This is a genomic window from Plantactinospora sp. CNZ320 (assembly GCF_002846275.1).
On sequence record NZ_PJMP01000001.1, the window covers coordinates 453,536 to 476,887 of the forward strand.

The following is a 23,352-nucleotide window of genomic DNA, read 5'->3' on the forward strand; positions in this document are numbered from 1 at the left end:
TCGCACCCCACATTGGAGACCCATGAGATCTCGAACCAGGACAGGCCGGAGGTTCTCCCCGCTGTCGCGGGCGGCCGTCGCGGTCCTCTCGACCACCGTGTTGCTGGTCGGCAGTCCGGCTACCGTCTCGGCCGGGCCGGGTGGCGGACACGACTCCGGACCCCGCCTCGAACGCCTCGACCGCGGGCTCGCCGCGGTCGCCACCGGCGACGGAGTGTTCCTCAGTTGGCGGCTGCTCGGCGCCGAGGCGACCGGCCGGAGCCGTACCGGCCTGACCGGGACCGACTTCGCCGTCTACCGGGACGGGCGGCGGATCGGCACCGTCACCGACAGCACCAACTATCTCGACCGGGCCGGCACCGCCACCGCCGCCTACCAGGTCGCGCCGCTGACCCGGGGCCGCACCGGTGCCCGGAGCGCGGCCGTGACGCCGTGGGCCGAGGGGCACCGCGACCTGCCGCTGCGCAAACCGGCCGACGGGGTCACCCCGACCGGTGAGACGTACACCTACTCGGCGAACGACCTGAGCGTCGGCGACGTCGACGGCGACGGGCAGTACGAGTACGTCGTCAAGTGGGATCCGTCGAACTCCAAGGACGTATCCCAGGTCGGCTACACCGGCGAGGTCTACCTCGACACCTACGAACTCGACGGCACCCTGCTGCACCGGGTCTCGCTCGGGGTCAACATCAGGGCCGGGGCGCACTACACGCAGTTCCTGGTCTACGACTTCGACGGCGACAACCGCGCCGAGATGATGCTCAAGACCGCCCCCGGCACCAAGGTCACCCGGTACGACAAGCGCGGCCGGGTCGTCTCCGAGCGGTACGTCACGATGCCCCGCGAGGACGTCCGGGCCGGGTACGCGCACACCGACGACTACCGGCTGTCCCCGGAGGAGTACCGGCAGAAGCTCGTCGACCTCTTCCTCGGCTGGCACCGGCACCCCGAGGTGGTCGCCGGGCGCTGGCCGGCGACCCTGGAGCAGGCGTTCGGGATCGCCCCGACCTACGCCTACCCGCTGTCCCGCCCCGATGCCGAGGCACTTGTCGACCACTTCCTCGACGTCTACGCCCCGGCGCGCAGCACCCGCAACGCGCTGCGGGCCTTCCAGGGCTTCATCGTGGACGGGCCGGAATACCTGACCGTCTTCGACGGGGCGACCGGGCGCGAGTTGCAGACCATCCACTACAAGCCCGGCCGGCACGACGACGGGCTGATGTGGGGCGACTACGCGATGAGCCGGATCGAGCCGGGCAACCGGGTGGACCGGTTCCTCGCCGGAGTCGCCTACCTGGACGGCCGGCACCCGTCGGCGGTCTTCGCCCGGGGCTACTACACCCGGGCCACCCTGGTCGCGTACCGCTGGGACGGCCGGCGACTGCGCGAGGACTGGTACGTCGACAGTGGCTGGGTGCCGATGACCAACCCGTTCAACGACGGCCCACACGGCCGGGAGGGCACCGACCCGGAGTACGGCACCCTGACCACCCAGGGCGCGCACTCGCTGAGCGTCGCCGACGTTGACGCCGACGGCAAGCAGGAGATCGTCTACGGTGGCGCCACCATCGACCACGACGGCAGCCTGCTCTACAGCTCCTACGGGATCCTGCCGCCGGGCAGCGCCAACCCGGGTGCCCGGGCCAAGGTCGGGCACGGCGACGCCATGCACGTCACCGACATCGACCCGGCCCGTCCCGGGCTGGAGATCTTCATGGTGCACGAGGGGGCGACCGGTGCGCCGTACGGCTACGCGCTGCGGGACGCCCGCACCGGTGAGGTGATCTACGGCGGCTACACCGGCGTGGACACCGGGCGTGGGATGGTCGGCGACGTCGTACCCACCGAGCCGGGTCTGGAGACCTGGGCGACGGTGGTCGGCGGCCAGCCGGACGGACCCGGACTGCGTACCGCCGACGGCGAGCTGCTCAGCAGCGTCATCCCGGGCACCAACCAGAGCATCCGGTGGGCGGCCGACATGACCACCCAGATCGTCAACGGTGCCCAGGAGGTGACCCCGAGCATCGACGACTGGCAGCGGGGCCGGCTGCTCACCGCCGAGGGGACCCGGACCAACAACGGGACGAAGGGCAACCCGGGGCTGGTCGCCGACGTCCTCGGCGACTGGCGCGAGGAGTTGCTGGTCCGCACGGTGGACAGTTCGGCGATCCGGATCTACCTGAGTACCGAGCTGACCGACCGCAAGCTCTACACGCTGATGCACGACCCGCAGTACCGGGTGGAGGTGGCACGGCAGCAGACGACGTACAACCAGCCGTCGTACCCGAGCTTCTATCTGGGCTCGGACATCGACTGGTCCCGGGTGCCGCTGCCCGGTCGCTGACCGGCGGCGGGACCACCACGCGATGCCGGACGGGCCCGGCGCTCCACCCGGAGCGTCGGGCCCGTCGGCGTCCGGGAACTCCGGGGAACCGGGCGGCGGGGGCGCGGCTCGTCCCCGGTGGAGGTGGTAACCGATGCGCACCCGTCGCATGCTCGCCGCCGTCGTCGCGACCCTGGTCGGGCTGGCCGGCACCCTACTGTTCGCCCCGGCGCCCGCCCAGGCCGGCAACTGGGCGGCCACCCTGCTGGACCCGCTGCCGGAGCGGCTGGAACCGGGCCGGGCCTACACGGTCGGGCTCTGGGTGCTCCAGCACGGATTCCACCCCTTCGAGGGTGATCTCGGTCGGGTGGCGCTGCGGCTGGAGGACGGGACCGGTACCTCGCTGTCGTTCGCCGCGTCGGCACTGCCGGAACCGGCGCACTACGCGGCGGCGGTCGCGGTGCCGCACGCCGGTGCCTGGACGGTCACCGCCGTACAGGGCCAGTTCGCCGACTACCGGATCGGCACCCTCACCGTGCCCGGCGGACTGGCGGTGCTCGGCGTGCCGGCGCCGCTGAAGGCGGGCGAGACCGAGCGGTACTGGCCCGGCGCGATCCGGCCGCCGGCGGTCCCGGTCGACCCGGACCGGAATCCGTTCTCGGTGGTCGCCGCCCCGGTCGACGACCCGAGTGCCGCCGCCGGGCGGTCCGGCTCGGTGGCCGCGCCGGATCCGTCGACGTCGACGTCGCGGCGTGCGCTGCTGGTTGCCGGAACGCTCCTGGTCGTGGCGCTCGCCGGGTGCGGAATCGTCGCCGGGCACCGGTGGCGGCGGCACCGCCGGGCCGACCGACCCAGCGCCGTCTGAGCGCGCCCCGGTCGCCGACGGCCGACCGTCCATCGCAATTGTCCTAGGACGCTCTACGGGGAGTGCGGCCCTGCACCCTCAAAGCGGCGGGGTAGCCCGCCGGTAGCCACCCGCCCCGCGACCCGGTCCGGTCGTGGGGCGGGTGGCTGTCTGTGGGGCGGCTGTCTGTCGGGCCGGCTGCGGTTCGCCGCCTTGGCATCGATCGGGGTGGAAGCGTTGACGTGCCGGTAGCCCGCCGGTAACCTTTGGCCAACCCACTGCAAGAACAGAACAGTTTAATGCTCTGTTTCTCACTCCTCACCGGAACTTCCTTACAGCGCTGACCTGGCGCCGGCCGCCCCGCCACCGATACCGGCTGCGCGGTCGGTCTGCCGGCCACCCCCACCGCCCGCGCGAGCGTGGCTCCGCCACCCCTGCCGCGGAACCGTCCCCCAGCGAAAAGGACAGTGATGAGACGCTCCGATCCGGTCCCGGTGGTGGCGACGACTGTCGCCGCAGCCGTGATCGCCACTCTGGCGCTGTGGGTGCCCGCCGCGCACGCGGCCGGCCCGGCGCAGCTCGCCGAGCAACCGACCGTCCCGGCCGGTCGGCCGGACCAGACCGCCGCGCTGGCCGAGGTCAACCTCGCCCAGGGCCGCCCCACCCAGGCCAGCGGCCACGCCGACGTCTACGACCCGGCCCGGGCCGTCGACGGCAACCAGGGCAGCTACTGGGAGAGCGTCAACAACGCCTTCCCGCAGTGGCTCCAGGTCGACCTCGGCTCGGCGGTGCCGATCAACCGGGTCGTACTGAAGCTGCCGACCGCCAACTGGGGCACCCGTACCCAGACGTTGCGGGTGCAGGGGAGTACCAACGGGTCCTCGTTCACCGACCTGGCCGCGTCCCGGACGTACACCTTCGACCCGGCGGTCGACGCCAACTCGGTGGCTATCACGTTCGGGCAGGCCAGCACCCGTTACCTGCGGATCACCATCACCGCCAACAGCGGCTGGCCGGCCGGGCAACTCTCCGAACTGGAGGTCTACGGCCCGGACGGTGGCGACGGCACCGACACCACCCCGCCGACCGTGCCCGGCACGCTCTCCTACACCCAGTCCGGTACGACGATCGCGCTGAACTGGGGCGCGTCGACCGACAACCCCGGCGGCAGCGGCCTGGCCGGCTACAACGTCTATCGCAACGGCACCCAGGTCGCCTCGCTCGGCAACGTCACCAGCTTCAACGACACCCAGCCCGGCAACACCACTGTCTCGTACTTCGTCCGGGCCCGGGACGTGGCAGGCAACCTCTCCGGCAACAGCAACACGGTCACCCGGGTCGGCGGTGAGCAACCCGGCTGCGTCAACGTGGCCCGGGGCAGGCCGGCCACGGCCAGCGGCTCGACGTTCACCTTCGTACCGGGCAACGCCGTCGACGGGTCGCTCGGCACGTACTGGGAGGGGGCGCCGGGATACCCGCAGCACCTGACTGTGGCGCTCGGCGCCAACCACGCCATCACGGCGGTACGGGTGAAACTGAACCCGGATCCCGCCTGGGGTACCCGTACCCAGAACTTCCAGGTCCTCGGCCGGGACCAGGCGGCGACGACGTACACCGGTCTGGTGCCGGCGGCGAACTACCAGTTCGTGGCGGGCGACAACGTTGTGGTGGTCCCGGTCAGCGCGACCACGGCGGACGTGCAGCTCCGGTTCAACGCCAACACCGGTGCCCCGTCGGGCCAGGTCGCCGAGCTGGAGGTCTGCGGCACTCCGGCACCCAACCCTGACCTGGTGGTCACCGGAACCACCTGGACGCCGGCCGCACCGACCGAGAGCACACCGGTCACCTTCTCGGCCACGATCCGCAACAGCGGCTCGGCGGCGGCCGCCGCGACCACTGCCAACATCAGCCTCGGCGGCACGGTCGCCGGCAGCGCCCCGGTGCCCGCGCTGGCCGCCGGTGCCTCGGCGACGGTGACGGTGAACGCCGGCACCCGGCCGATGGGCAGCTATCCGGTCGTCACGGTGGTCGACCCGACGAACACGATCGTCGAGCAGAGCGACGCCAACAACAGTTTCACCGCGCCGTCGCCGCTGGTCGTGGGCCAGGCACCCGGGCCGGACCTGGAGGTGACCGGCATCGCCTCGAACCCGCCGAACCCGGCGGTCGGGGCCGCGGTGACCTTCACGGTGTCGGTGCGCAACCGGGGTACCGCCGCGACCGGCGCGACAACCGTCACCCGGGTCACCGTCGGCGGCACCACGCTGAACACCAGCACCCCGTCGATCGGGGCGGGGGCGACGAGCACAGTGGCGATCAGCGGTAGCTGGACCGCCACCAGCGGCGGGGCCACGGTCACCGCCACCGCCGACGCGACGAACGTCGTCGCGGAGACGAACGAGGGCAACAACGTACGCACCCAGTCGATAGTCGTGGGGCGCGGCGCGGCGGTGCCGTACGTGTCGTACGAGGCGGAGGCCGGTCGCTACCAGGGCACCCTGCTGGAGGCCGACCCGCTGCGCACCTTCGGGCACACCAACTTCGCCACCGAGTCGTCGGGGCGCCGCTCGGTCCGGCTGAACGGCACCGGCCAGTTCGTCGAGTTCACCTCGACCAACGCGGCGAATTCGATAGTGGTCCGCAACTCCATCCCGGACGCGCCGGGCGGCGGCGGCATCGAGGCCACCATCAGCCTGTACGTCAACGACGTCTTCCTGCGCAAACTGACCCTCTCCTCCCGGCACAGCTGGCTGTACGGCAACACCGACGATCCGGAGGGGTTGTCGAACAGCCCCGGCGGTGACGCGCGGCGGCTCTTCGACGAGGCGAACGCGCTGCTGGCCCAGTCGTACCCGGCCGGCACCCGGTTCCGGCTCCAGCGGGACGCGGGCGACACGGCGGCGTTCTACATCATCGACCTGGTCGACCTGGAGCAGGTCGCCCCGGCGGCGAGCCAGCCGGCCGGCTGCACCTCGATCACGCAGTACGGGGCGGTGCCGAACGACGGGCTGGACGACACCGCCGCGATCCAGCGGGCGGTCACCGACGACCAGAACGGTGTGATCGGCTGTGTCTGGATCCCGCCGGGGCAGTGGCGCCAGGAGCAGAAGATCCTCACCGACGACCCGCTGAACCGGGGCCAGTGGAACCAGGTCGGGATCCGCGACGTCACCATCCGGGGCGCCGGGATGTGGCACTCACAGCTCTACACCCTTACCGAACCGCACCTGGTGGTCGGCGGGATCAACCACCCGCACGAGGGCAACTTCGGGTTCGACATCGACCACAACACCCAGATCTCCGACATCGCCATCTTCGGTTCCGGCCGGATCAGGGGTGGGCCGGGCGGTGCCGAGGGCGGCGTCGGGCTCAACGGCCGGTTCGGCATGAACACCCGGATCAGCAACGTCTGGATCGAGCACGCAAACGTCGGCGTCTGGGTCGGTCGGGACTACGACAACATCCGCGAACTCTGGGGTCCCGGCGACGGGCTGGAGCTCACCGGGATGCGGGTCCGCAACACGTACGCCGACGGGATCAACTTCACCAACGGCACCCGGAACTCGCGGGTCTTCAACTCGTCGTTCCGGAACACCGGTGACGACGCCCTGGCGGTCTGGGCCAGCACCTACGTCCGGGACCCCTCGGTCGACATCGGCCACTCCAACGCCTTCGTCAACAACACGATCCAGCTTCCGTGGCGGGCAAACGGGATCGCGGTCTACGGCGGGTACGGCAACCGGATCGAGAACAACCTGGTCTACGACACGATGAACTACCCGGGGATCATGCTCGCCACCGACCACAACCCGCTGCCCTTCTCCGGGCAGACGCTCATCGCTAACAACGGGCTCTACCGCACCGGTGGCGCCTTCTGGGGTGGGCAGCAGGAGTTCGGCGCGATCACGCTCTTCCCGGCGACCCGGGACATCGTCGGGGCCACCATCCGGGACACCGAGATCGTCGACTCGACCTACGACGGGATCCAGTTCAAGAGCGGCAACGGCAACATGCCGGGCGTCGTGATCAGCAACGTCCGGATCGACCGGTCGAACAACGGCGCCGGCATCCTGGCGATGGGTGGTGCGCGGGGCAGCGCCACGCTGTCGAACGTGACGATCACCAACTCGGGCACCGGCAACATCGTGGTCGAGCCGGGGTCGAGCTTCACCATCACCGGTGCGGCACCGGCCTTCCGGCAACCGCTCAGGCCGGCCGTGGACTGAGACACCGGGTCCGGGCCTGACCGGCCACGGGCGTGCTTCCGGGTACCCGTACCGGATGCCGCCCGTGGCCGGTCGGCGCGCTCCGGCGCGCGTCCTGCTGGACCGGCGGCGGGCCGGTGTCAGCACTCCGGGCCGGTCGGCCGCGTCGTAACCTGGGCGGGTGATCAGCACCCTGGCCGTGCAGAACTACCGGTCGCTGCGCAGCCTGGTCGTGGAGCTGGGCCGGCTCACGGTGGTGACCGGGGCGAACGGCACCGGCAAGTCGAGCCTGTACCGGGCGCTGCGGCTGCTGGCCGACTCGGCCCGCAACGGCGCGGTCGCGGCGCTGGCCCGGGAGGGCGGGCTGCCGTCGACGCTGTGGGCGGGGCCGGAGACGATCGGCCGGGCGGTGCGGGCCGGCGAGCATCCGGTGCAGGGCACTGTCCGGCGCGGCCCGGTCAGCCTGCGCCTCGGCTTCGCCGGGACCGATTTCGGGTACGCCGTCGACTTCGGGCTTCCTCCGCCGTCGACGACATCGTTCTTCACGTTGGATCCGGAGATCAAACGGGAGGCGGTCTGGGCCGGGCCGCTGCTGCGCCCGTCGGCGTTGCTGGCCGAGCGGTCCGGCACCGCGTTGCGGATCCGCGACGGCCGCTCGTGGCTGCCGGTGCCGGACGCGGTGCACCCGTTCGACAGCATGCTCAGCGAGTACACCGATCCGCAGCGCGCCCCGGAGTTGCTGACCGTACGCGAGCGGATCCGTTCCTGGCGGTTCTACGACCATCTGCGTACCGACGCGGCCGCGCCGGCCCGGCAGCCGCAGGTCGGTACCCGGACCCCGGTGCTCGGGCCGGACGGCGCGGACCTGGCCGCCGCGTTGCAGACGATCCGGGAGACCGGTGACCCCGAGGCGCTGGCATTCGCGGTCGACTCGGCGTTTCCCGGCTCCGAACTGTCGATCGGGATCGAGGCCGGGCGCTTCGAGGTGCGGCTGCGCCAGCCGGGCCTGCTGCGGCCGCTGGACGCCGCCGAACTCTCCGACGGCACGCTGCGCTATCTGCTCTGGGTCGCCGCGCTGCTGAGCCCACGGCCGCCGGCGCTGCTGGTGCTCAACGAGCCGGAGACGAGTCTGCATCCGGAGCTGCTGCGACCGCTGGCCGGGCTGATCCTGGCCGGCTCGGCGCGTACCCAGGTGGTGGTGGTCAGTCACTCCCGGGCGCTGACCGGCGCGCTGGAGCGCGACGCGGGGGAGTTGACCACTGTCGAGCTGGTGAAGGAGTTCGGCGAGACCCGGGTGGCCGGGCGGGGGCGCCTGGACGAGCCGCCCTGGCAGTGGCCGAAACGATAGCGAACCGGCGACGACCTCCGGCGGCATAGCGCTCGGCATCACTTCGATGTTCGGAAATGTGTGCCGGCGCGCCATGTCGTCGGTTCGTCCCGGCACCGTAACGTCGCGGCAACTTCAGCGTGATCCAGCCCACACCACCGCCGGAGGCCCCGCATGCGCCACAGACCCCTCCTGGCCCGCCTCGCGCGGGCCGCCCTCGTGCCCGTACTGGTGGCGGTCGGAGTACTCGCCGTCGCAGGTCCCGCCCGGGCCGCCACCTTCGGCCAGGTGACCGGCTTCGGCTCCAACCCCGGCAACCTCAGCATGTACGCGTACCGCCCGGACAACCTGCCCGGCAACGCCCCGGCGGTGGTGCTGCTGCACGGCTGCGCCCAGAACGCCAACGGCTACTTCAGCAACTCCGGCTGGCGCAAGTACGCCGACCAGTGGAAATTCGCGCTGATCGTGCCGGAGCAGAAGTCGGCTAACAACTCCAGTTCCTGCTTCAACTGGTTCGAGCCCGGTGACACCGCCCGGGGCCAGGGCGAGGCGCTCTCCATCAAGCAGATGGTCGACCACGCCCGGAGCAGTTTCGGCATCGCCGCCAACCGGGTCTACGTCAGCGGGCTCTCCGCCGGTGGTGCGATGGCCGCCGCGATGCTCGCCAGCTATCCGGACATCTTCGCGGCCGGCTCGATAGTCGCCGGCATCCCGTACCGCTGTGCCACGAGCATGGTCAACGCGTTCAGCTGCATGAACCCGGGTGTCGACCGGAGCCCGGCGCAGTGGGGCGACCTGGTGCGCGGCGCGTACCCGGGCTACTCCGGGGCCCGTCCGAAGGTGGCGATCTGGCACGGCACCGCCGACTACACGGTCGGCACCACCAACGCCACCGAGTCTCGGGACCAGTGGACCAACGTGCTCGGCGTCTCGCAGACCCCCACCGGTACCGCCAGCCTGCCGGGTGGGACCAGCCTGGAGACGTACGGCGCCGACCGGGTCCGCCTCTACCGGGTCGCCGGGATGGGACACGGTACCCCGGTCGACCCGGGCTCCGGAACCGAGCAGTGCGGTACCGCCGCCGCGTACTTCCTGGACACCATCTGCTCGGCGTACCGGGACGCGCTCTTCTTCGGCCTCGACGCTGGCACCGACCCGGGTGACCCGGGTAACCCTGGCGATCCGGGCGACCCTGGCGATCCCGGTGATCCGGGGGAGGACCCGGTCTGCGTCACGGCCAGCAACTACGCGCACGTCCAGGCGGGCCGCGCCTACCACTCCGGCGGGTACGCCTATGCCGTCGGCTCGGGCGCCCGGATGGGTCTCTACAACGTCTTCGCCACCACCACCCTCCGGCAGACCGGTCCCGCCCACTGGGTGATCGGCTGCTGAACGGGCCTGTCGGCGCCCACCCCCCGGCGTCGACACCCCGGTGGCTCCCGGCGGCCGTGGACCCTCCCTTCGGCGCGACGAACGCACCGAGGACCGGTCCCGCCGGGAGCCACCGGCCGGCGACTCAGCCGATCCGGTCGGGCTCGCCCAGCCGCTGGGTCAGGTTGACCAGATTGCCGTCCGGGTCGTGCAGGTGGACCACCCGCTCACCCCACGGCATGTCGTTCGGCGGGCCCAGCACCCGCCCGCCGAGCGTCGCCACCTCCGCCAGCAGCCCGTCGACGTCCGGCACGGCCACGCTCAGTGCGATCCGGGACGGAGTCGACAGGTCGACCTCCGCCTCGCTGACCAGCCCGAGGTCGGAGTCGCCCAGCCGCAGCAGGACGTGGAAGACCGGACCGTCGTCCGGGAACCGGCTCATCTCCACCGCGCCGAGCAAGCGCTGGTAGAAGCTCAGCAGGCGGGGTAGGTCGGGTGTGACGATGATCGGCTGCACGGTGCTCATGCCGGTGGTACCTCCGGGATCCGTAGTGGCGCTCTCATCGAGAGGTACGGGCCGGAGCGGCGGAACTCATCGGTCGACGGGCGACACCCCGGTCGGCTGCCCGAAGAGGACCACCAGCCGGTCCGTGTCGAGGAACGTGGTCATGCCGGTCACCAGCCCGTCGGCCACGTCGAGCAGGACCAGTCCGAACGGCCGGTAGCCGCCCTCGGGGGCCGGGCGGAGCTGCCAGAACGCGGGGGAGCCGCTCGCCGCGACCGGGACGAGTCGGGCACCCGCGCACGATGCCGCCGGGTCCAGCAGGGCCTGCCGGATCCGGTCCCGGCCCCGCAACCAGAACCGGAACGGCGGCATCGACATCGTGGCGTCCTCGTGCAGCAGCGCCACCAACGCCTCGACGTCGTGGCGTTCGAACGCGTCGCAGTACCGGGCGAGCAGGTGGCGCTGGCTCGGGTCGGCCGGCCGGTACGGTTCACCGGGTACCGCCTCGACGGTCCGCAGCGTCGCCCTCGCCCGTTGCAGGGCACTGGTCACCGACGCGACGGTGGTCTCCAGGAGTTGGGCGACCTCCTCGGCCCGCCAGCACAGCACGTCGCGCAGGATCAGCACCGCCCGCTGCCGGGGCGGCAGGTGCTGCAACGCGGCGACGAACGCCAGCCGGATCGTCTCCCGGCGAAGCGCCTGCTCCTCCGGGTCGCCGTGTGTCGACAGTGCGGCACCGTCCGGGACCGGCTGGACGAAGAGGCGCTCGGGTGCCGGTGCGCCGATGCCCGGCCCGTCGGCGGCCGAACCCAGGTCCATCGCCAGTGCCCGGCGTTGTGCGCTGCGGAGCATGTCGAGGCAGATGTTCGTCGCGATGCGGTAGAGCCAGGTCCGCAGCGAGCCGCGCCGCTCGTCGTACCTGTCGAACGACCGCCATGCTCGCACCAGCGTCTCCTGGACGGCGTCCTCGGCCTCGAACCCGGAGCCGAGCATCCGGTAGCAGTAGCCGGTCAGCTCGGTCCGGAACGGCTCCAGCCGGGACGCCTGCGCGTCCGGTCGGGATGTCTGCACGGTCGTCGTCTCCGCCACCGGTCCGACCATACCCAGCCCGTCCGCTCGGCCACGCCGATGGACCCGCCCGAGCACCGATGAGTTTCCCCCACCCGCCCCGTAGGACAGGCAGGAGCCGACGGCTGGCGCGGCTGACAGGAGGAGCAGGTTTCGATGAGTGAGGATCAGCTGTGGGCCGAGGTACGGGCCGAGCGCCGGGAGCAGGTGGAACTGCTCGGCGCACTCCGCGAGGAACAGTGGGACTCGCCGACTCTCTGTGCCGGCTGGCGGGTACGCGAGGTCGTCGCGCACACCACGCTGCCGTTCCGGAGTTCGCTCGGGCGTACCGTGCTGGACCTGATCAGGGCCCGGGGCAACTTCGACCGGATGGCCGACCAGTGCGCCAGGCGTGACGCCGCCGCGCTTCCCGCCGAGCACCTGCTCGGGTCGCTGCGGGACAACATCGGGCACACCTGGGCACCACCCGGCGGCGGAGCGCACGGCGCGCTGTCGCACGACGTGATCCACGGGCTCGACATCACGGTGGGGCTCGGCCTCGACCGCCGGGTGCCGCCGGACCGGGTCCGCCTCGTGCTGTCCGGGATGAAGCCGAGGAACATCGCGTACTTCGGAGTGGACCTGCGCGGGGTGGCGCTGCACGCCAGCGACCTGGACTGGAGCTACGGCACCGGCAGCCCGCTCCGGGGCCTCGCCCAGGACCTGCTGCTGGTGATCTGCGGGCGTCGACTGCCACCCGGCCGGCTGGACGGCGAGTCCGCGCCCCGGTTCTCCGGGCCACCCGTGCCCTGACCCGGCCCGCCGGAAACCGTCGCCAGGACAGCCTCCCCGACGAGATGGCCAGGCCACCACCGGGAAATTGGCCCGGCCGGCAACCTGGCCACCGTGGGTAGCATCGGGCCTCCCGAGGCTGGCGCGAGATCGCCGCCGAACCGCATCCGACCGGGGAGGAAACCCTCGTGCGCGACACATTCGCCGAGTTGTCCACGCCGCTGGTCGCCGACGCCTGCGTACGCCTCGGCGTGCCGTTGCGGGTCGCGCCGCCCGGCATCGCCGCGGTCGTACCCGGGCAGCGGCTCGCCGGACGCGTCCTGCCGGCCCGGCACTACGGCAGTGTGGACGTGTTCCTGGAGGCGCTGGAGGCGGCCGACGCAGGCGATGTCCTGGTCGTCGACAACGGCGGGCGTACCGACGAGGCGTGTGTCGGCGACCTGATGGTGCTGGAGGCCCGGGCGGCCCGGCTGGCCGGACTGGTGGTCTGGGGTCTGCACCGCGACACGCCGGAACTGGTGGAGATCGGGCTGCCGGTCTTCAGCTACGGCAGCTACCCACCCGGTCCGGTACGCCTCGACGACCCCGAGCCGACCGCCCTGGTCAGCGCGCGGTTCGGCACGTACACCGTCGACGCGACAGATGCCGTCTTCGCCGACGACGACGGGGTGCTCTTCGTCGCGGCCGACCGGACCGAGGAGGTGCTGACGACCGCGCGGCAGATCCGCCGGACCGAACGTGACCAGGCCGACCGGGTCCGGGCCGGGCAGTCGCTGCGCGAGCAGACCCGCTTCGCCGAGTATCTGGCCCAGCGGGCCGTCGATCCGGCGTACAGCTTCCGGCGGCACCTGCGCCGGATCGGCGGCGCCGTCGAGGAGTAGGCCGCCCGAGCAGGCGACCGGGATGAGGCTGGAATCGGGGATGGCGCGGCGGCGCGGTCAGGACGGTTGGCCGGGCACGGCCAGCCGATCCGGCGGCTCGGCCGCCTCCGGCACCCCGAGCATCCGGTAGAGGGCGTTGGCGGAACTCCAGTGCGTCTCGGCCCGACCGTGGTCACCGTCGGTCCGGTACGCCCGGCTCAGCCCGGCGTGCGCCCGAGCCTGCTCGTACGCGTCGCCGATCTCGGCGGCCATGCTGAGCGCGCTGCTGTGCTGTGCCCGGGCCGGGCCGGACCGACCCAGCCGGTGCAGGATCTCGCCGAGACTGTTCGTGGACGCGGCCTCGCCGGCCCGCTCACCGACCCGGCGCAGCAGCGTGAGCGCCTGCTCGACAAGTTCCAGCGCGGCATCGTGGTCTCCCTGCCGCAGGCGCACCCGGCCGAGCCCGTCCAGCGCGAGTGCCCGCCCGGCCTGGTCACCGACCGCCTCGAACAACGCCAGTGCCCGCTGGTGTCGGCCGGCGGCGGTGAGCAGGCGCCCGCCACGAAGGTGCACCTCGCCCAGGCTGGTCAGCGCGTACGCCTCACCTGTCGCGTCGGCGATCCGCCGGCAGAGCACGGCGGCGGTACGCAGGTGCACCCCCGCCTCGCGATGGTTGCCCTGTCGCAGCAGTACGTGCCCGAGGTTGCCGCCGGCCCGGGCCTCGCCGGCCGGGTCACCGGCTCGACGGCAGAGCAGCAGCGCGGCACGCAGCGCCTCGGCCGCCTCGTCGTACCGGCCCTGCCGCTGCTGGACGTGGCCGAGGTTGCCCAGTGCCCGCGCCTCACCCGCGCTGTCGCCGTTCTCCCGGCTCAGCGTCACCGCCTCCCGGAGCCGGGCGATGGAGGGGGCGTACCGGCCCTGCTGGGCGTACATCACGGCGAGCCCGGTCAGCAGGTGCGCCTCGGTGACCCGGTCGCCGTCCTGACGGGCCGCCGCCAGGGCGTGCGTGTGCATCCGTTCGGCGTCGGCGAAGTATCCGCCGCTCTCCAGATAGCGCAACAGGGTGAGGGTCAGCCGGATCGCGTGTGCCGAGCGGCCGCGTTCGGCGGCCCGTACCGCCGTCGCCACCAGGGACGGCCGTTCCGCGTCCAGCCACTCCCGGGCCGCCTGCGGGTCCGGCATCGGCGGTGGCGGGACCGGCGGCCGGGGCACCGGGCTCCGGCGGTGCCGTTCCGCCGGATAGAGCGTGTCGATCGCCGCCGTCGCGGCGGCCAGTTCGTAGTCGAAGAGCCGGTCGAGGGCGGCGTCGGCGGCCGAGGCCGGCTCGTCGGCGGCGCAGCGTTCGGCCGCGTACGCCCGGAGCAGATCGTGGAAGGTGTAACGGTGGTGGCCCGCCGTCTGCACGAGGTTCGCCCGGGCGAGCGTGTCGAGCAGCTGCCGGGCCGGCTCCGGTTCGGTGTCGAAGAGCGCCGCCGCGGCGTACCTGTCGACGTCCGGGCCGGGATGCGGCCCGAGCATCCGGAAGGCGCGCGCGGCGGCGGTGGGCAGCTGCTGGTACGACCAGGAGAGCACCGCGCGCACGCCGGTACGCGGGTCGCCTCCGGCGTCGAGCAGGCGCAGCCGGTGCTGCTGGTCGGCCAGCTCGCCGACGAGTACCGCCAGCGGTGCGCTCGGCCGGGTGAGCACGAGTTCGGCGGCGACCCGCAGCGCCAGTGGCAGGTGGGCGCAGCGTTCGGCCAGCGCGGCGGCGGCCGAGGGTTCCCTGGCAACCCGCTCGCCGAGGGTGCGCCAGAGCAGCTCGACCGAGTCGGCGCTGGAGAGCAGACCGAGTTCGATCCGCTCGGCGCCGTGCCGGGCGACCAGCCCGGCGAGGCTGTCCCGACTGGTGACCAGCGTCGCGCAGGCGGCGCTGCCCGGAAGCAGCGGCCTGGCCTGCTCCACCGAGGCGGCGTTGTCCAGCACGATCAGCATCCGCCGGCCGTCAAGTGCGCTGCGGTAGCGTGCCGCGCACTCGTCGAGGTCGAACGGCACCTCGTTACCGGGTACGCCGAGGGCGCGGAGGAACCCGGCCAGGGCCTCCTGCGGCGGCATCGGCCGGTCGACGTCGTAGCCACGCAGGTTGACGTAGAGCTGCCCGTCGGGGAACCGGTGCCGGGCGCGGTGCCCCCAGCGCAGTGCGAGGGCGGTCTTGCCGACTCCGGCGGTGCCGGCGAGCACCACGACGGGGACGGTCGACGGTGCGGGCCGGGATTCCTCACCGGCGTGCACCAGCAGACGGTCCAGTTTGGACAGCTCGGCGGAGCGGCCGCTGAATCCGGGTACGTCGGCCGGAAGCTGGGCCGGAACGGCCGGCTGCTCCTCTGGCGCGCCGCCGGTACCGGGAGTGGCGGCCGGTACCACGGTCTCGGTGGCCCGTAGCGCCTCCCGGTAGGCGGCGGCGAGCTCCGGGCCGGGTTCGACCCCCAGCTCGTCGACGAGTCGACGGCGGGCCGCCCGGTAGACCGCGCCGGCCCGGTCCCGGCGCCCGAGCGCGTGGTAGGCCCGGATCAGCAGTGCCTGGGCCGTCTCGTCCAACGGACTGCCGGTGGCGAGTTCCTCCAGTGCCGGCAGCACGTCGGCGGCCCCGCCGATGGCGATCATGACCTCGCCGTACCGGCGTACGGCGGCCCGGCGTTCCTCGGCCAGCGCCACGACCTTCGGATGCCCGGCGAGCGAGGGTACGTCGACGAGCGGTTCGGCACGCCACAGTGCGAGTGCCCGCTGCCAGAGCCGGACCGAACCGGCCAGGTCGTCCCGGCGGTACGCCTCGGACGCCGCACCGGCGAGTTCCCGGAAGACGCAAAGGTCGAGGTTGCGGGCGGGTACCCCGACGGCGTACCCGTCGCCGACCCGGGGCAGCACGGCGCTGGCGCTGTGCGTACGCCGGTCGGGTTCGAGTAGTCGACGAAGGTTCTTGACGTGCGTCTGGATCACGTTGGTGGCCGTGGCTGGCGGTTCGCCGTCGTCCCAGAGCGTGTCGATGATCTCGGCCCGGGTTATCGGCCGACCGGCGGCGAGTGCCAGCAGACCGAGCACGGCCCGCTGGCCGGGTGAGGTGAACGCGATCTGGTGTTCACCGCGCCAGGCCCGCACCGAGCCGAGGATCTCCAGCCGTACCGTCTCGACGCCGCTGTCGCCGGACTCCCGGAAAGCGCTGACGCCGTATGCGCTTTCCCGAGTTACGACCATGCCGCCCCCATGCCTAACAGCGTGGCGTGCGGGCGAAACCGAGGCAAGGGGCTCGACAGCCGCAGCCGGTGATCCGACATGTCATACCGCCCATCCGGCGCAGGCGGCCTGCGAGTGTCCCGGACCTTCGCGGCGGACCCGGACGTGGGGAGGGACGACACCTCGCCGCTGCGGCATGACCGGGGTGAGCCGGGGTAGCCAACCAGTCGGGACGCCGAGAGGAGACCGTGATGACCAACATCCAGCAGCCGGAGATGCGCCGCAGCGGCGAGACGGGGACGACCAAGCAGCGGATCCAGGACGCCAACCCGACAGACCCGCCGGGCGGCAGCCACGACAAGACCGCGAAGCGTCCGGTGCCGAAGGGGCAGACCTCACCGTACGGGCCGGACGGCAAGGTGGCCGACGACGAGTCCTGAGGCGATCCCGACGGTACGCGGTGGAAGGGCCCCGCCGACGCGGCGAGCGAGCGCTCCAGCCGCGAAGGAAGGGGGCTCTTCCACCTCCGGGTCGCCAGGCTAGCCGCCGCCCGGGCTGACCAGTCCGGTCTCGTAGGCGACGACAACGGCCTGGACCCGGTCGCGCAGCCCGAGTTTGCCGAGGATCCGGGCGACGTGGGTCTTGACGGTCGCCTCCGACAGGTGGAGGTGGGCGGCGAGTTCGGCGTTGCTCAGCCCCTGGGCCAGCAGCCGCAGCACCTCGAGTTCGCGCGGCGTCAACGTGGACAGGTCGCGGTGCGGTGCGGCGGGGTCGGCGCTGCGGCTGGCGAACCGCTCGACGAGCCGCCGGGTGATGGTGGGAGCCAACAGCGCGTCGCCGGAGCGGACCATCCGGACGGCGGCGACCAGGTGTTCCGGCGTGACGTCCTTGAGCAGGAAGCCGCTGGCGCCGGCGGAGAGCGCCGCGTAGACGTAGTGGTCCAGGTCGAACGTGGTCAGGATGATCACCCGAGGATCGCCTGTGGCACCGGTGAGGATGCGTCGGGTGGCCTCCAACCCGTCCATTTCCGGCATCCGGACATCCATCAGCACGACGTCCGGCAGGGTACGCCGGACCGCGTCGACGGCCTCGGCACCGTTCGTCGCCTCGGCGACCACGTCGATGCCGTCGGCGGTCAGGATCATCCGGAAGCCGGTACGGACCAACGCCTGGTCGTCCGCGACGACGACCCGCAGTGGCGCGGTCATGGTCCCTCCAACGGGATTCGTGCGGCGACCCGATAGCCACCACCGAGCCGGTGCCCGGCCTGCAGGGTGCCACCGTAGACGGCCAACCGCTCGCGTAGGCCGATCAGGCCGTGCCCGTCACCGGTCGCGGCGGAGACGCCGGGGACTCCGCCGGTGTCGGTGGCCTCGACCCGCAACTCGTCGGTGCCGTAGTCGACGAGGACCCGGGCGGTCGCCCCGGACGCGTGCTTGACCGTGTTGGTCAGTGCCTCCTGGATCACCCGGTAGGCGGTCAGTTCGATCCCGGAGAGCAGGGGACGCGGTTCGCCGGTCACTGTCAGCTCGACAGGTATCCCGGTGTCGCGTACCCGCTGCACCAGCGCCTCGACCCGGTCCAGGCCCGGCTGCGGGGTCAGGCCGCTGGTGGTCGCCGGGTCGGCGCCGTCGCTGTCCATGGTCAGCAGTCCCATGACGTGACGCAGTTCGGCCATCGCTGCCCGGCCACCGGCCTCGACGGAGAGCAGCGCGTCCCGGGCCTGGTCGGGGTCGACCGCCATGACCTTGCGGGCGGCCCCGGCCTGGATGACCATGACGCTCACGTTGTGCGTCACCACGTCGTGCAGTTCACGGGCGATCCGGGCGCGCTCGTGCTCGGTGGCCCGCCGCAGCGCCTCGGCCTGCTCGTGTTCCAGCGCGGCGAGCCGGGCCCGGTCCTCGTCGGCACGCCGTTTCCACCGCCGCAGTCCGTTGGCGGCGAGGACGATCGGGACGAGGATCAGGAACGGCACGGCGTTGTCCGGGACGGTCGGCACCGCCGGCTCCCGGAGCTGGGTGTAGATGAACGCCGCCATCGGCAGGCTGGCCAGCGCGGGCAACCGGTAGGGGCTGTAGACGGCGGCCGTGTAGGCGGCGATGACACAGGCGTAGAAGGAGACCCGCAGCGCGGCGTTGAAGTCGCTCGCCAGTGGAGCCGTGGCGAGGACGACCCAGAGTACGGCGAGCGGATACCGGCGGCGCAGGACCAGCGGCAGCACCACCACGAGGAGCATGACGACAGTCCCGCCGATCTCGTAGTCCTCGATCGGCAGGAAGGGCTCGGGTACTTCCCGGCGCCGCAGCGGATCGGGCGGGATCGGGGGTATCTCCGGCTCGGGTGCCGCCGGGGGTCCAGCCGGGCCGAGTTCGTCCCGGCCGAAGACGACAACCGACGTCCGCTCGCTGTGGTCCTGATCGTCGCCCTCCACGATGGCGGCGAGCAGGAGGCACAGCGCCAGCAGCCCGTCGAAGATCCGGCCGCGCCAGGAGAGGCTGGGCAGCGGACCGGCCGGCTGTAGCAGTGATCTGACCCGGGACCACAGCCGACTGGCCAGCACTCCGCTCCGCACCAGCTCATTGTCACCCGGCGTGTCCGGCCCGCGATATCCGTCGGGTTGACCACCCGGCTACCTCCGTCGACTACGTCGCAGGGATGACGGCGGCTCCGCTCATCCCGGTGCGGTACCCGATTTGGCTCCGCCGGCCGACGCCCGCGATCCCGCTCCGGACCTAGCGTCGAGCGGCCAGAGGCGCAGCGAGCAGGAGGGAATCCCCAATGACCGTACCGGTGATCGAGTTGACCGACGTGAGCCGCAGATACGACGAGGGCCGGCCGGCCCTGGACGCCGTGTCGCTGCGGATCGCGGCCGGGGAGGCGGTCGCGATCCTCGGGCCGTCCGGCAGCGGCAAGTCCACCCTGCTGAACCTCGTCGCCGGACTGGACCGGCCGAGCAGCGGCACGGTGACCGTGGACGGCGTCCGGGTCGACCAGCTGGGTGAGGCCGGCTCCGCCCGCTACCGGCGCGCGAAGATCGGCATGGTCTTCCAGTTCTTCAACCTGCTCGACGACCTGACCGTGCTGGACAACGTCATGCTGCCGGCGCAACTTGTCGGCACGGCCCGTACCGCCGCACGGCGTCGCGCGATGGAACTGCTCGACACGCTCGGCATCGACCGGCACGCCAGCGCCTATCCCGGCCGGCTCTCCGGCGGCGAGCGGCAACGGGTGGCGGTGGCCAGGGCACTGATGAACCGGCCGTCGCTGCTGCTCGCCGACGAACCGACGGGTGCGCTGGACACCGCCTCCGGCGCGGAGGTCAGGCACCTGCTCAGCGACCTGCACGCGCAGGGCCAGACCATCGTGCTGGTCACCCACGACCTGAGCCTGGCGCAGTCCTGCGCCACCCGCACCGTCGAGCTCGTCGACGGCCGGGTCGCCGCCGACCGGAGCATGGAGCCGGTCCGATGAGTGCGCTGGGCGGGGTGGTCCGATCGGGCGTGGGCCGGCGCCGGGTGCAGACCGTGGTGATCGGGCTGGTGGTGATGATCGCGGTGACCGCCGCCGTGCTCGGCGGATCGCTGATGGTGGCCTCCACGGCGCCCTTCGAACGGGCCTTCGCCGAGCAGCGGGGCGCGCACCTCACCGCACAGTTCGACGGAAGCAGCAGCACGGCGGCGCAACTGTCGGCGTCGGCGAAGGCGGTCGGGGTGACCGCCGCCGCCGGTCCGTTCCCGACCACGACGATCACCCCTGCCGAGGAGCGTGGACCGGTACGACCGCTCACCGTCGTCGGGCGGGCCGATCCGGGCGGACCCGTGGACGCCGTCGCCGTGACGAAGGGACGCTGGGTCAGCGGCCCCGGCGAGATCGTGTTGCAGGGCGACGTCCGGCGCCCGCCGAGCATGCAGCCACGGGTGGGAGACGTACTGTCGCTGCCGGATCTGCCCGGCGACCCGACCCTGACCGTGGTCGGGGTGGCCCGCTCCGTCAGCGAGACCGCCGGCGGCTGGGTGGTCCCGGAACAGATCGCGGGGCTCACCCCTCCGGGCGCGAAAACCGAATACCAGATGCTGTACCGGCTGGCGGCCAGTGGCACCGCCGCACAGGTCGACGCCGGCCGGGCGGCGGTGCAGGCGAGCGTGCCGGAGGGGGCGTTGACCGGAGCCCGGTCCTGGCTTACCACCAGGACCAACAGCGCCGGCAGCACCGTACTGTTCGTACCGTTCCTGCTCGCCTTCGGCGTGCTCGGCGTACTCATGGCGGTGCTGATCATCGGCAACGTCATCGCCGGAGCGGTCGGCACCGGTACGCACCGGATCGGCATCCTCAAGGCACTCGGGTTCACCCCGAGCCAGGTGGTCCGGGCGTACACGATCCAGGCGCTGGTTCCCGCCCTGGTCGGTGCCGCACTCGGCGTCGTCGCCGGCAACATCCTCGTCCTTCCGGTACTGGCGCAGACGAACGAGGTCTACGGCACGGCGGACAGCGGGGTCACCCCGTGGGTCAACGCCGTGGTGTTCGCCGGGGCGCTGGCCCTGGTCGCCGTGACCGCGTGGACGGCTGCGTTGCGGGCCGGCAGGCTGCGTACCGTCGAGGTGCTGGCGGTCGGCCGCACCCCCGGGCCGGGACGCGGCCAGTGGGCGGCCCGGCTGACCGGCCGGCTTCCGCTGCCCCGTCCGGTGACCCTCGGCCTGGCCCAGCCGTTCGCCCGGGCACTCCGGTCGGCGACCGTCGTCGCGGCGATCGCGTTCGGCGCCGCAGCCGCGACCTTCGCCGTCGGCCTCGGCGCCTCTTTGAACCAGGTGCGGGCCACCGAGGCGCACGGCGACGTGGTCATCCACCCGGGCCGCGCGATGTCCGGGCCACCACCGCAGGGCGGGCAACCGGTCGAGCGCGGGCCCGGGATCGCGGCCGGACCTCCGCCGGCACCGGACCCGGTCGCGGTGGTCGCCGTGATAACCGCGCAGGCCGGTACGGCCGGCTACAGCGGTGTCGCGGAGACCGAGGTGACCACCCCCGGGCTCACCAACCCGGTGAGGGTCCTCGCCTTCACCGGCGACGGCGCCACCGGGAACTACCCGGTGATCTCCGGTCACTGGTTCGGCGGGCCGGGGGAGATCGTCGTGGCCACACCGTTCCTGACCGCCACCGGTACCCGGGTCGGCGACAGCATCGTGCTGACCGACCACGGCAGGCAGATTCCGGTCCGCATCGTCGGTGAGGTCTTCAACATCGAGTCCAGGGGCATGCAGGTGCTCACCGCCGCCGCGACCCTCGCGGCCGCCGAGCCGGACCTGCGGGCCATGGAGTACCGCATCACGCTCACGCCCGGCACCGACCCGGAGGCGTACGTCGCGGCGTTGAACACCGCGCTCGGGTCGGTGGAGGCGACGGCGGAGGTCGTCGAGCAGGAGGCCGAAGAGGTGATCATCGCCATCAACACCCTGACCACGCTGCTCACCCTGATGCTCGTCACGGTGGCCGCGCTGGGCGTACTCAACATGGTCGTGCTGGAGACCCGGGAGCGCGTGCACGACCTCGGCGTACACAAGGCGCTGGGCATGACACCACGGCAGACCATCACGATGGTCATCGCCTCGGTCGTCGTGACCGGACTGGTCGGTGGCGCGGTCGGCGCGCCCGTCGGGGTGCTGATGCAACGGGTCATCGTCGGCGAGATGGGTCGGGTCACCGGCTTCACCATGCCCGCCTCGGTCGTCGACATCTACCACCCCGCCGAACTGGTCCTGTTCGGGCTCGGCGGTCTGGTGATCGCCGTACTCGGCGCGCTGCTGCCGGCCGGCTGGGCCGCCCGTACCCGGACCGCCACGGCACTGCGCACCGAATAGTCCGCAAGGCCATGCCGATGCCAGCCGGGTTCCCAGCCGCGTCCCTGCGCTGCTGCCACGAATTGGGTCGGGCCGGCATCACCGCTGGGGCGGAGCCCGGCGGGCGGGCCGGCGTGCCGCCGCGACGGGGGGCGACACGCCGGCCCTGCGCCCGCCGGCCGGGGCGACGCGCCGGCCCTGCGCCCGCCGGCCGGGGCAACACGCCAGCCACCGCGCCCTCCGGCCGGGGGCGGCACGCCGGCCCCTGCGACCGGGAGGGCGGCACGCCGGCCCCTGCGACCGGGAGGGCGGCACGCCGGCCCCTGCGACCGGGAGGGCGGCACGCCGGCCCCTGCGACCGGGAGGGCGGCACGCCGGTCCCACGCGATCGCGTCCGAGGCGCAGTGCCGGGTGGCGGGGCGAGCCGGCTGACCGGTGACCCGGGGGCCGGCGGTGAACCGGTCCACCGGAGCCGGGCCGCCGGCCTAGACTGCCGGGATGAACGAGCCCTGGAACCCGTCCGAACCGGGCGTGCTGCGCCTGCCCTCGGGCCGGTTGGTGCGCGGGCGCGGCCTGCGCCGGCCACTGCCGCCCGGGCCCGTCCCGACGTTCGGGGTGTACCTGCTGGGTGACACCCCCGCACCGACCCCGTGGCAGAGCCGCTGGGTGCGCTGGCCGGACTTCTGGCTGCCCCGCGACGGCTCCGGGTTCCGGACCGTCCTGCGGGAGGCGTGGGAGCGGGCGGCGGACGAGCGGGTGGAGTTCGCCTGCGGCGGCGGCAAGGGCCGGACCGGCACCGCCCTGGCCTGCCTCGCCGTGCTCGACGGCGTACCGGCCGAGCAGGCGGTCGCCTTCGTGCGCCAGCACTACGCCCGGGGCGCGGTGGAGACGCCGTGGCAGCGCCGGTACGTCGCCCGGTTCACCCCGATCCCGGCCTGACCCGGCCGAGCCGCTGGTAGGGCGTCGGGGACGGATGCGAACCGGCGGATGGCCGAGCCAACGTCGCTCGGCGGGTAGCCGAGTTGTGTCGCTCGGCGGGT

16 protein-coding genes are annotated in these 23,352 nt (G+C 72.7%); 11 read left to right on the forward strand and 5 right to left on the reverse strand.

Features of this window, described 5'->3' with window-relative positions:
* Positions 1-22 precede the first annotated feature (22 nt).
* From CLT71_RS01825 to CLT71_RS01845, 5 genes are all read left to right on the forward strand, one after another.
* Positions 23-2,344 carry a rhamnogalacturonan lyase gene (locus CLT71_RS01825; protein ID WP_158242150.1) on the forward strand — a complete coding sequence of 774 codons (2,322 nt, stop codon included), beginning with the start codon at positions 23-25 and terminating at the stop codon, positions 2,342-2,344.
* A gap of 133 nt (positions 2,345-2,477) precedes the next feature.
* Complete coding sequence (locus CLT71_RS01830) at positions 2,478-3,188, forward strand: hypothetical protein (RefSeq protein ID WP_143743332.1); 711 nt, start codon at positions 2,478-2,480, stop codon at positions 3,186-3,188.
* A 449-nt stretch (positions 3,189-3,637) separates the two neighbouring features.
* The gene (locus tag CLT71_RS01835) at positions 3,638-7,393 is read left to right on the forward strand and encodes a CARDB domain-containing protein (protein ID WP_101365549.1); all 3,756 of its coding nucleotides are present in this window, start codon (positions 3,638-3,640) and stop codon (positions 7,391-7,393) included.
* 160 nt (positions 7,394-7,553) lie between these two features.
* Positions 7,554-8,720 carry an AAA family ATPase gene (locus CLT71_RS01840; RefSeq protein ID WP_101365550.1) on the forward strand — a complete coding sequence of 389 codons (1,167 nt, stop codon included), beginning with the start codon at positions 7,554-7,556 and terminating at the stop codon, positions 8,718-8,720.
* 153 nt (positions 8,721-8,873) lie between these two features.
* Positions 8,874-10,091 carry an extracellular catalytic domain type 1 short-chain-length polyhydroxyalkanoate depolymerase gene (locus CLT71_RS01845; RefSeq protein ID WP_101365551.1) on the forward strand — a complete coding sequence of 406 codons (1,218 nt, stop codon included), beginning with the start codon at positions 8,874-8,876 and terminating at the stop codon, positions 10,089-10,091.
* Between the two features lie 124 nt (positions 10,092-10,215).
* On the opposite strand, the gene CLT71_RS01850 is transcribed toward CLT71_RS01845, so the two are convergent.
* Both CLT71_RS01850 and CLT71_RS01855 read right to left on the reverse strand, forming a co-directional pair.
* Positions 10,216-10,596, reverse strand: coding sequence for a VOC family protein (locus tag CLT71_RS01850; RefSeq protein ID WP_101365552.1), 381 nt, complete (start codon positions 10,594-10,596; stop codon positions 10,216-10,218).
* Between the two features lie 66 nt (positions 10,597-10,662).
* A complete protein-coding gene (locus CLT71_RS01855; protein WP_486482985.1) occupies positions 10,663-11,664 on the reverse strand; it encodes a sigma-70 family RNA polymerase sigma factor in 1,002 nt (333 codons plus the stop codon).
* A gap of 135 nt (positions 11,665-11,799) precedes the next feature.
* On the opposite strand from CLT71_RS01855, the gene CLT71_RS01860 reads away from it, so the two are divergent.
* A complete protein-coding gene (locus tag CLT71_RS01860; RefSeq protein ID WP_101365554.1) occupies positions 11,800-12,435 on the forward strand; it encodes a maleylpyruvate isomerase family mycothiol-dependent enzyme in 636 nt (211 codons plus the stop codon).
* 167 nt (positions 12,436-12,602) lie between these two features.
* Positions 12,603-13,295 carry an RraA family protein gene (locus CLT71_RS01865; RefSeq protein WP_101365555.1) on the forward strand — a complete coding sequence of 231 codons (693 nt, stop codon included), beginning with the start codon at positions 12,603-12,605 and terminating at the stop codon, positions 13,293-13,295.
* A gap of 57 nt (positions 13,296-13,352) precedes the next feature.
* Here CLT71_RS01865 and CLT71_RS01870 read toward each other — a convergent pair whose 3' ends face one another.
* A complete protein-coding gene (locus tag CLT71_RS01870) occupies positions 13,353-16,502 on the reverse strand; it encodes a tetratricopeptide repeat protein (protein WP_101365556.1) in 3,150 nt (1,049 codons plus the stop codon).
* Positions 16,503-16,732: 230 nt separating this feature from the next.
* Here CLT71_RS01870 and CLT71_RS01875 point away from each other — a divergent pair, with 230 nt between their 5' ends.
* The gene (locus CLT71_RS01875) at positions 16,733-16,921 is read left to right on the forward strand and encodes a hypothetical protein (protein WP_101365557.1); all 189 of its coding nucleotides are present in this window, start codon (positions 16,733-16,735) and stop codon (positions 16,919-16,921) included.
* Positions 16,922-17,020: 99 nt separating this feature from the next.
* On the opposite strand, the gene CLT71_RS01880 is transcribed toward CLT71_RS01875, so the two are convergent.
* Together CLT71_RS01880 and CLT71_RS01885 are read right to left on the reverse strand one after the other, a co-directional pair.
* Complete coding sequence (locus CLT71_RS01880; RefSeq protein ID WP_101365558.1) at positions 17,021-17,689, reverse strand: response regulator transcription factor; 669 nt, start codon at positions 17,687-17,689, stop codon at positions 17,021-17,023.
* The gene (locus CLT71_RS01885) at positions 17,686-19,053 is read right to left on the reverse strand and encodes a sensor histidine kinase (RefSeq protein WP_486482986.1); all 1,368 of its coding nucleotides are present in this window, start codon (positions 19,051-19,053) and stop codon (positions 17,686-17,688) included. The genes CLT71_RS01880 and CLT71_RS01885 overlap by 4 nt, the downstream gene beginning before the upstream one ends.
* Positions 19,054-19,259: 206 nt before the next feature.
* Here CLT71_RS01885 and CLT71_RS01890 point away from each other — a divergent pair, with 206 nt between their 5' ends.
* The 3 genes from CLT71_RS01890 to CLT71_RS01900 all read left to right on the forward strand — a co-directional run bounded on the left by CLT71_RS01890 (position 19,260) and on the right by CLT71_RS01900 (position 23,251).
* Positions 19,260-19,952, forward strand: a complete 693-nt coding sequence (locus CLT71_RS01890) for an ABC transporter ATP-binding protein (RefSeq protein ID WP_101365559.1) — start codon at positions 19,260-19,262, stop codon at positions 19,950-19,952.
* Positions 19,949-22,333: an ABC transporter permease gene (locus tag CLT71_RS01895; RefSeq protein WP_101365560.1), complete on the forward strand. Its 2,385-nt coding sequence runs from the start codon at positions 19,949-19,951 to the stop codon at positions 22,331-22,333. Before CLT71_RS01890 ends, CLT71_RS01895 begins: the two co-directional genes overlap by 4 nt.
* A 477-nt stretch (positions 22,334-22,810) precedes the next feature.
* On the forward strand, positions 22,811-23,251 hold the full coding sequence (locus tag CLT71_RS01900) for a protein-tyrosine phosphatase family protein (RefSeq protein WP_101365561.1): 441 nt from the start codon (positions 22,811-22,813) through the stop codon (positions 23,249-23,251).
* The last annotated feature ends 101 nt before the right edge of the window (positions 23,252-23,352 follow it).

Coding starts and splice junctions, on each gene's coding strand:
- CLT71_RS01825 (WP_158242150.1), top strand. CDS start 23: ATGAGATCTCGAACCAGGACAGGCCGGAGGTTCTCCCCGCTGTCGCGG.
- CLT71_RS01830 (WP_143743332.1), top strand. CDS start 2,478: ATGCGCACCCGTCGCATGCTCGCCGCCGTCGTCGCGACCCTGGTCGGG.
- CLT71_RS01835 (WP_101365549.1), top strand. CDS start 3,638: ATGAGACGCTCCGATCCGGTCCCGGTGGTGGCGACGACTGTCGCCGCA.
- CLT71_RS01845 (WP_101365551.1), top strand. CDS start 8,874: ATGCGCCACAGACCCCTCCTGGCCCGCCTCGCGCGGGCCGCCCTCGTG.
- CLT71_RS01850 (WP_101365552.1), bottom strand. CDS start 10,596: ATGAGCACCGTGCAGCCGATCATCGTCACACCCGACCTACCCCGCCTG.
- CLT71_RS01860 (WP_101365554.1), top strand. CDS start 11,800: ATGAGTGAGGATCAGCTGTGGGCCGAGGTACGGGCCGAGCGCCGGGAG.
- CLT71_RS01870 (WP_101365556.1), bottom strand. CDS start 16,502: ATGGTCGTAACTCGGGAAAGCGCATACGGCGTCAGCGCTTTCCGGGAG.
- CLT71_RS01875 (WP_101365557.1), top strand. CDS start 16,733: ATGACCAACATCCAGCAGCCGGAGATGCGCCGCAGCGGCGAGACGGGG.
- CLT71_RS01880 (WP_101365558.1), bottom strand. CDS start 17,689: ATGACCGCGCCACTGCGGGTCGTCGTCGCGGACGACCAGGCGTTGGTC.
- CLT71_RS01890 (WP_101365559.1), top strand. CDS start 19,260: ATGACCGTACCGGTGATCGAGTTGACCGACGTGAGCCGCAGATACGAC.
- CLT71_RS01895 (WP_101365560.1), top strand. CDS start 19,949: ATGAGTGCGCTGGGCGGGGTGGTCCGATCGGGCGTGGGCCGGCGCCGG.
- CLT71_RS01900 (WP_101365561.1), top strand. CDS start 22,811: ATGAACGAGCCCTGGAACCCGTCCGAACCGGGCGTGCTGCGCCTGCCC.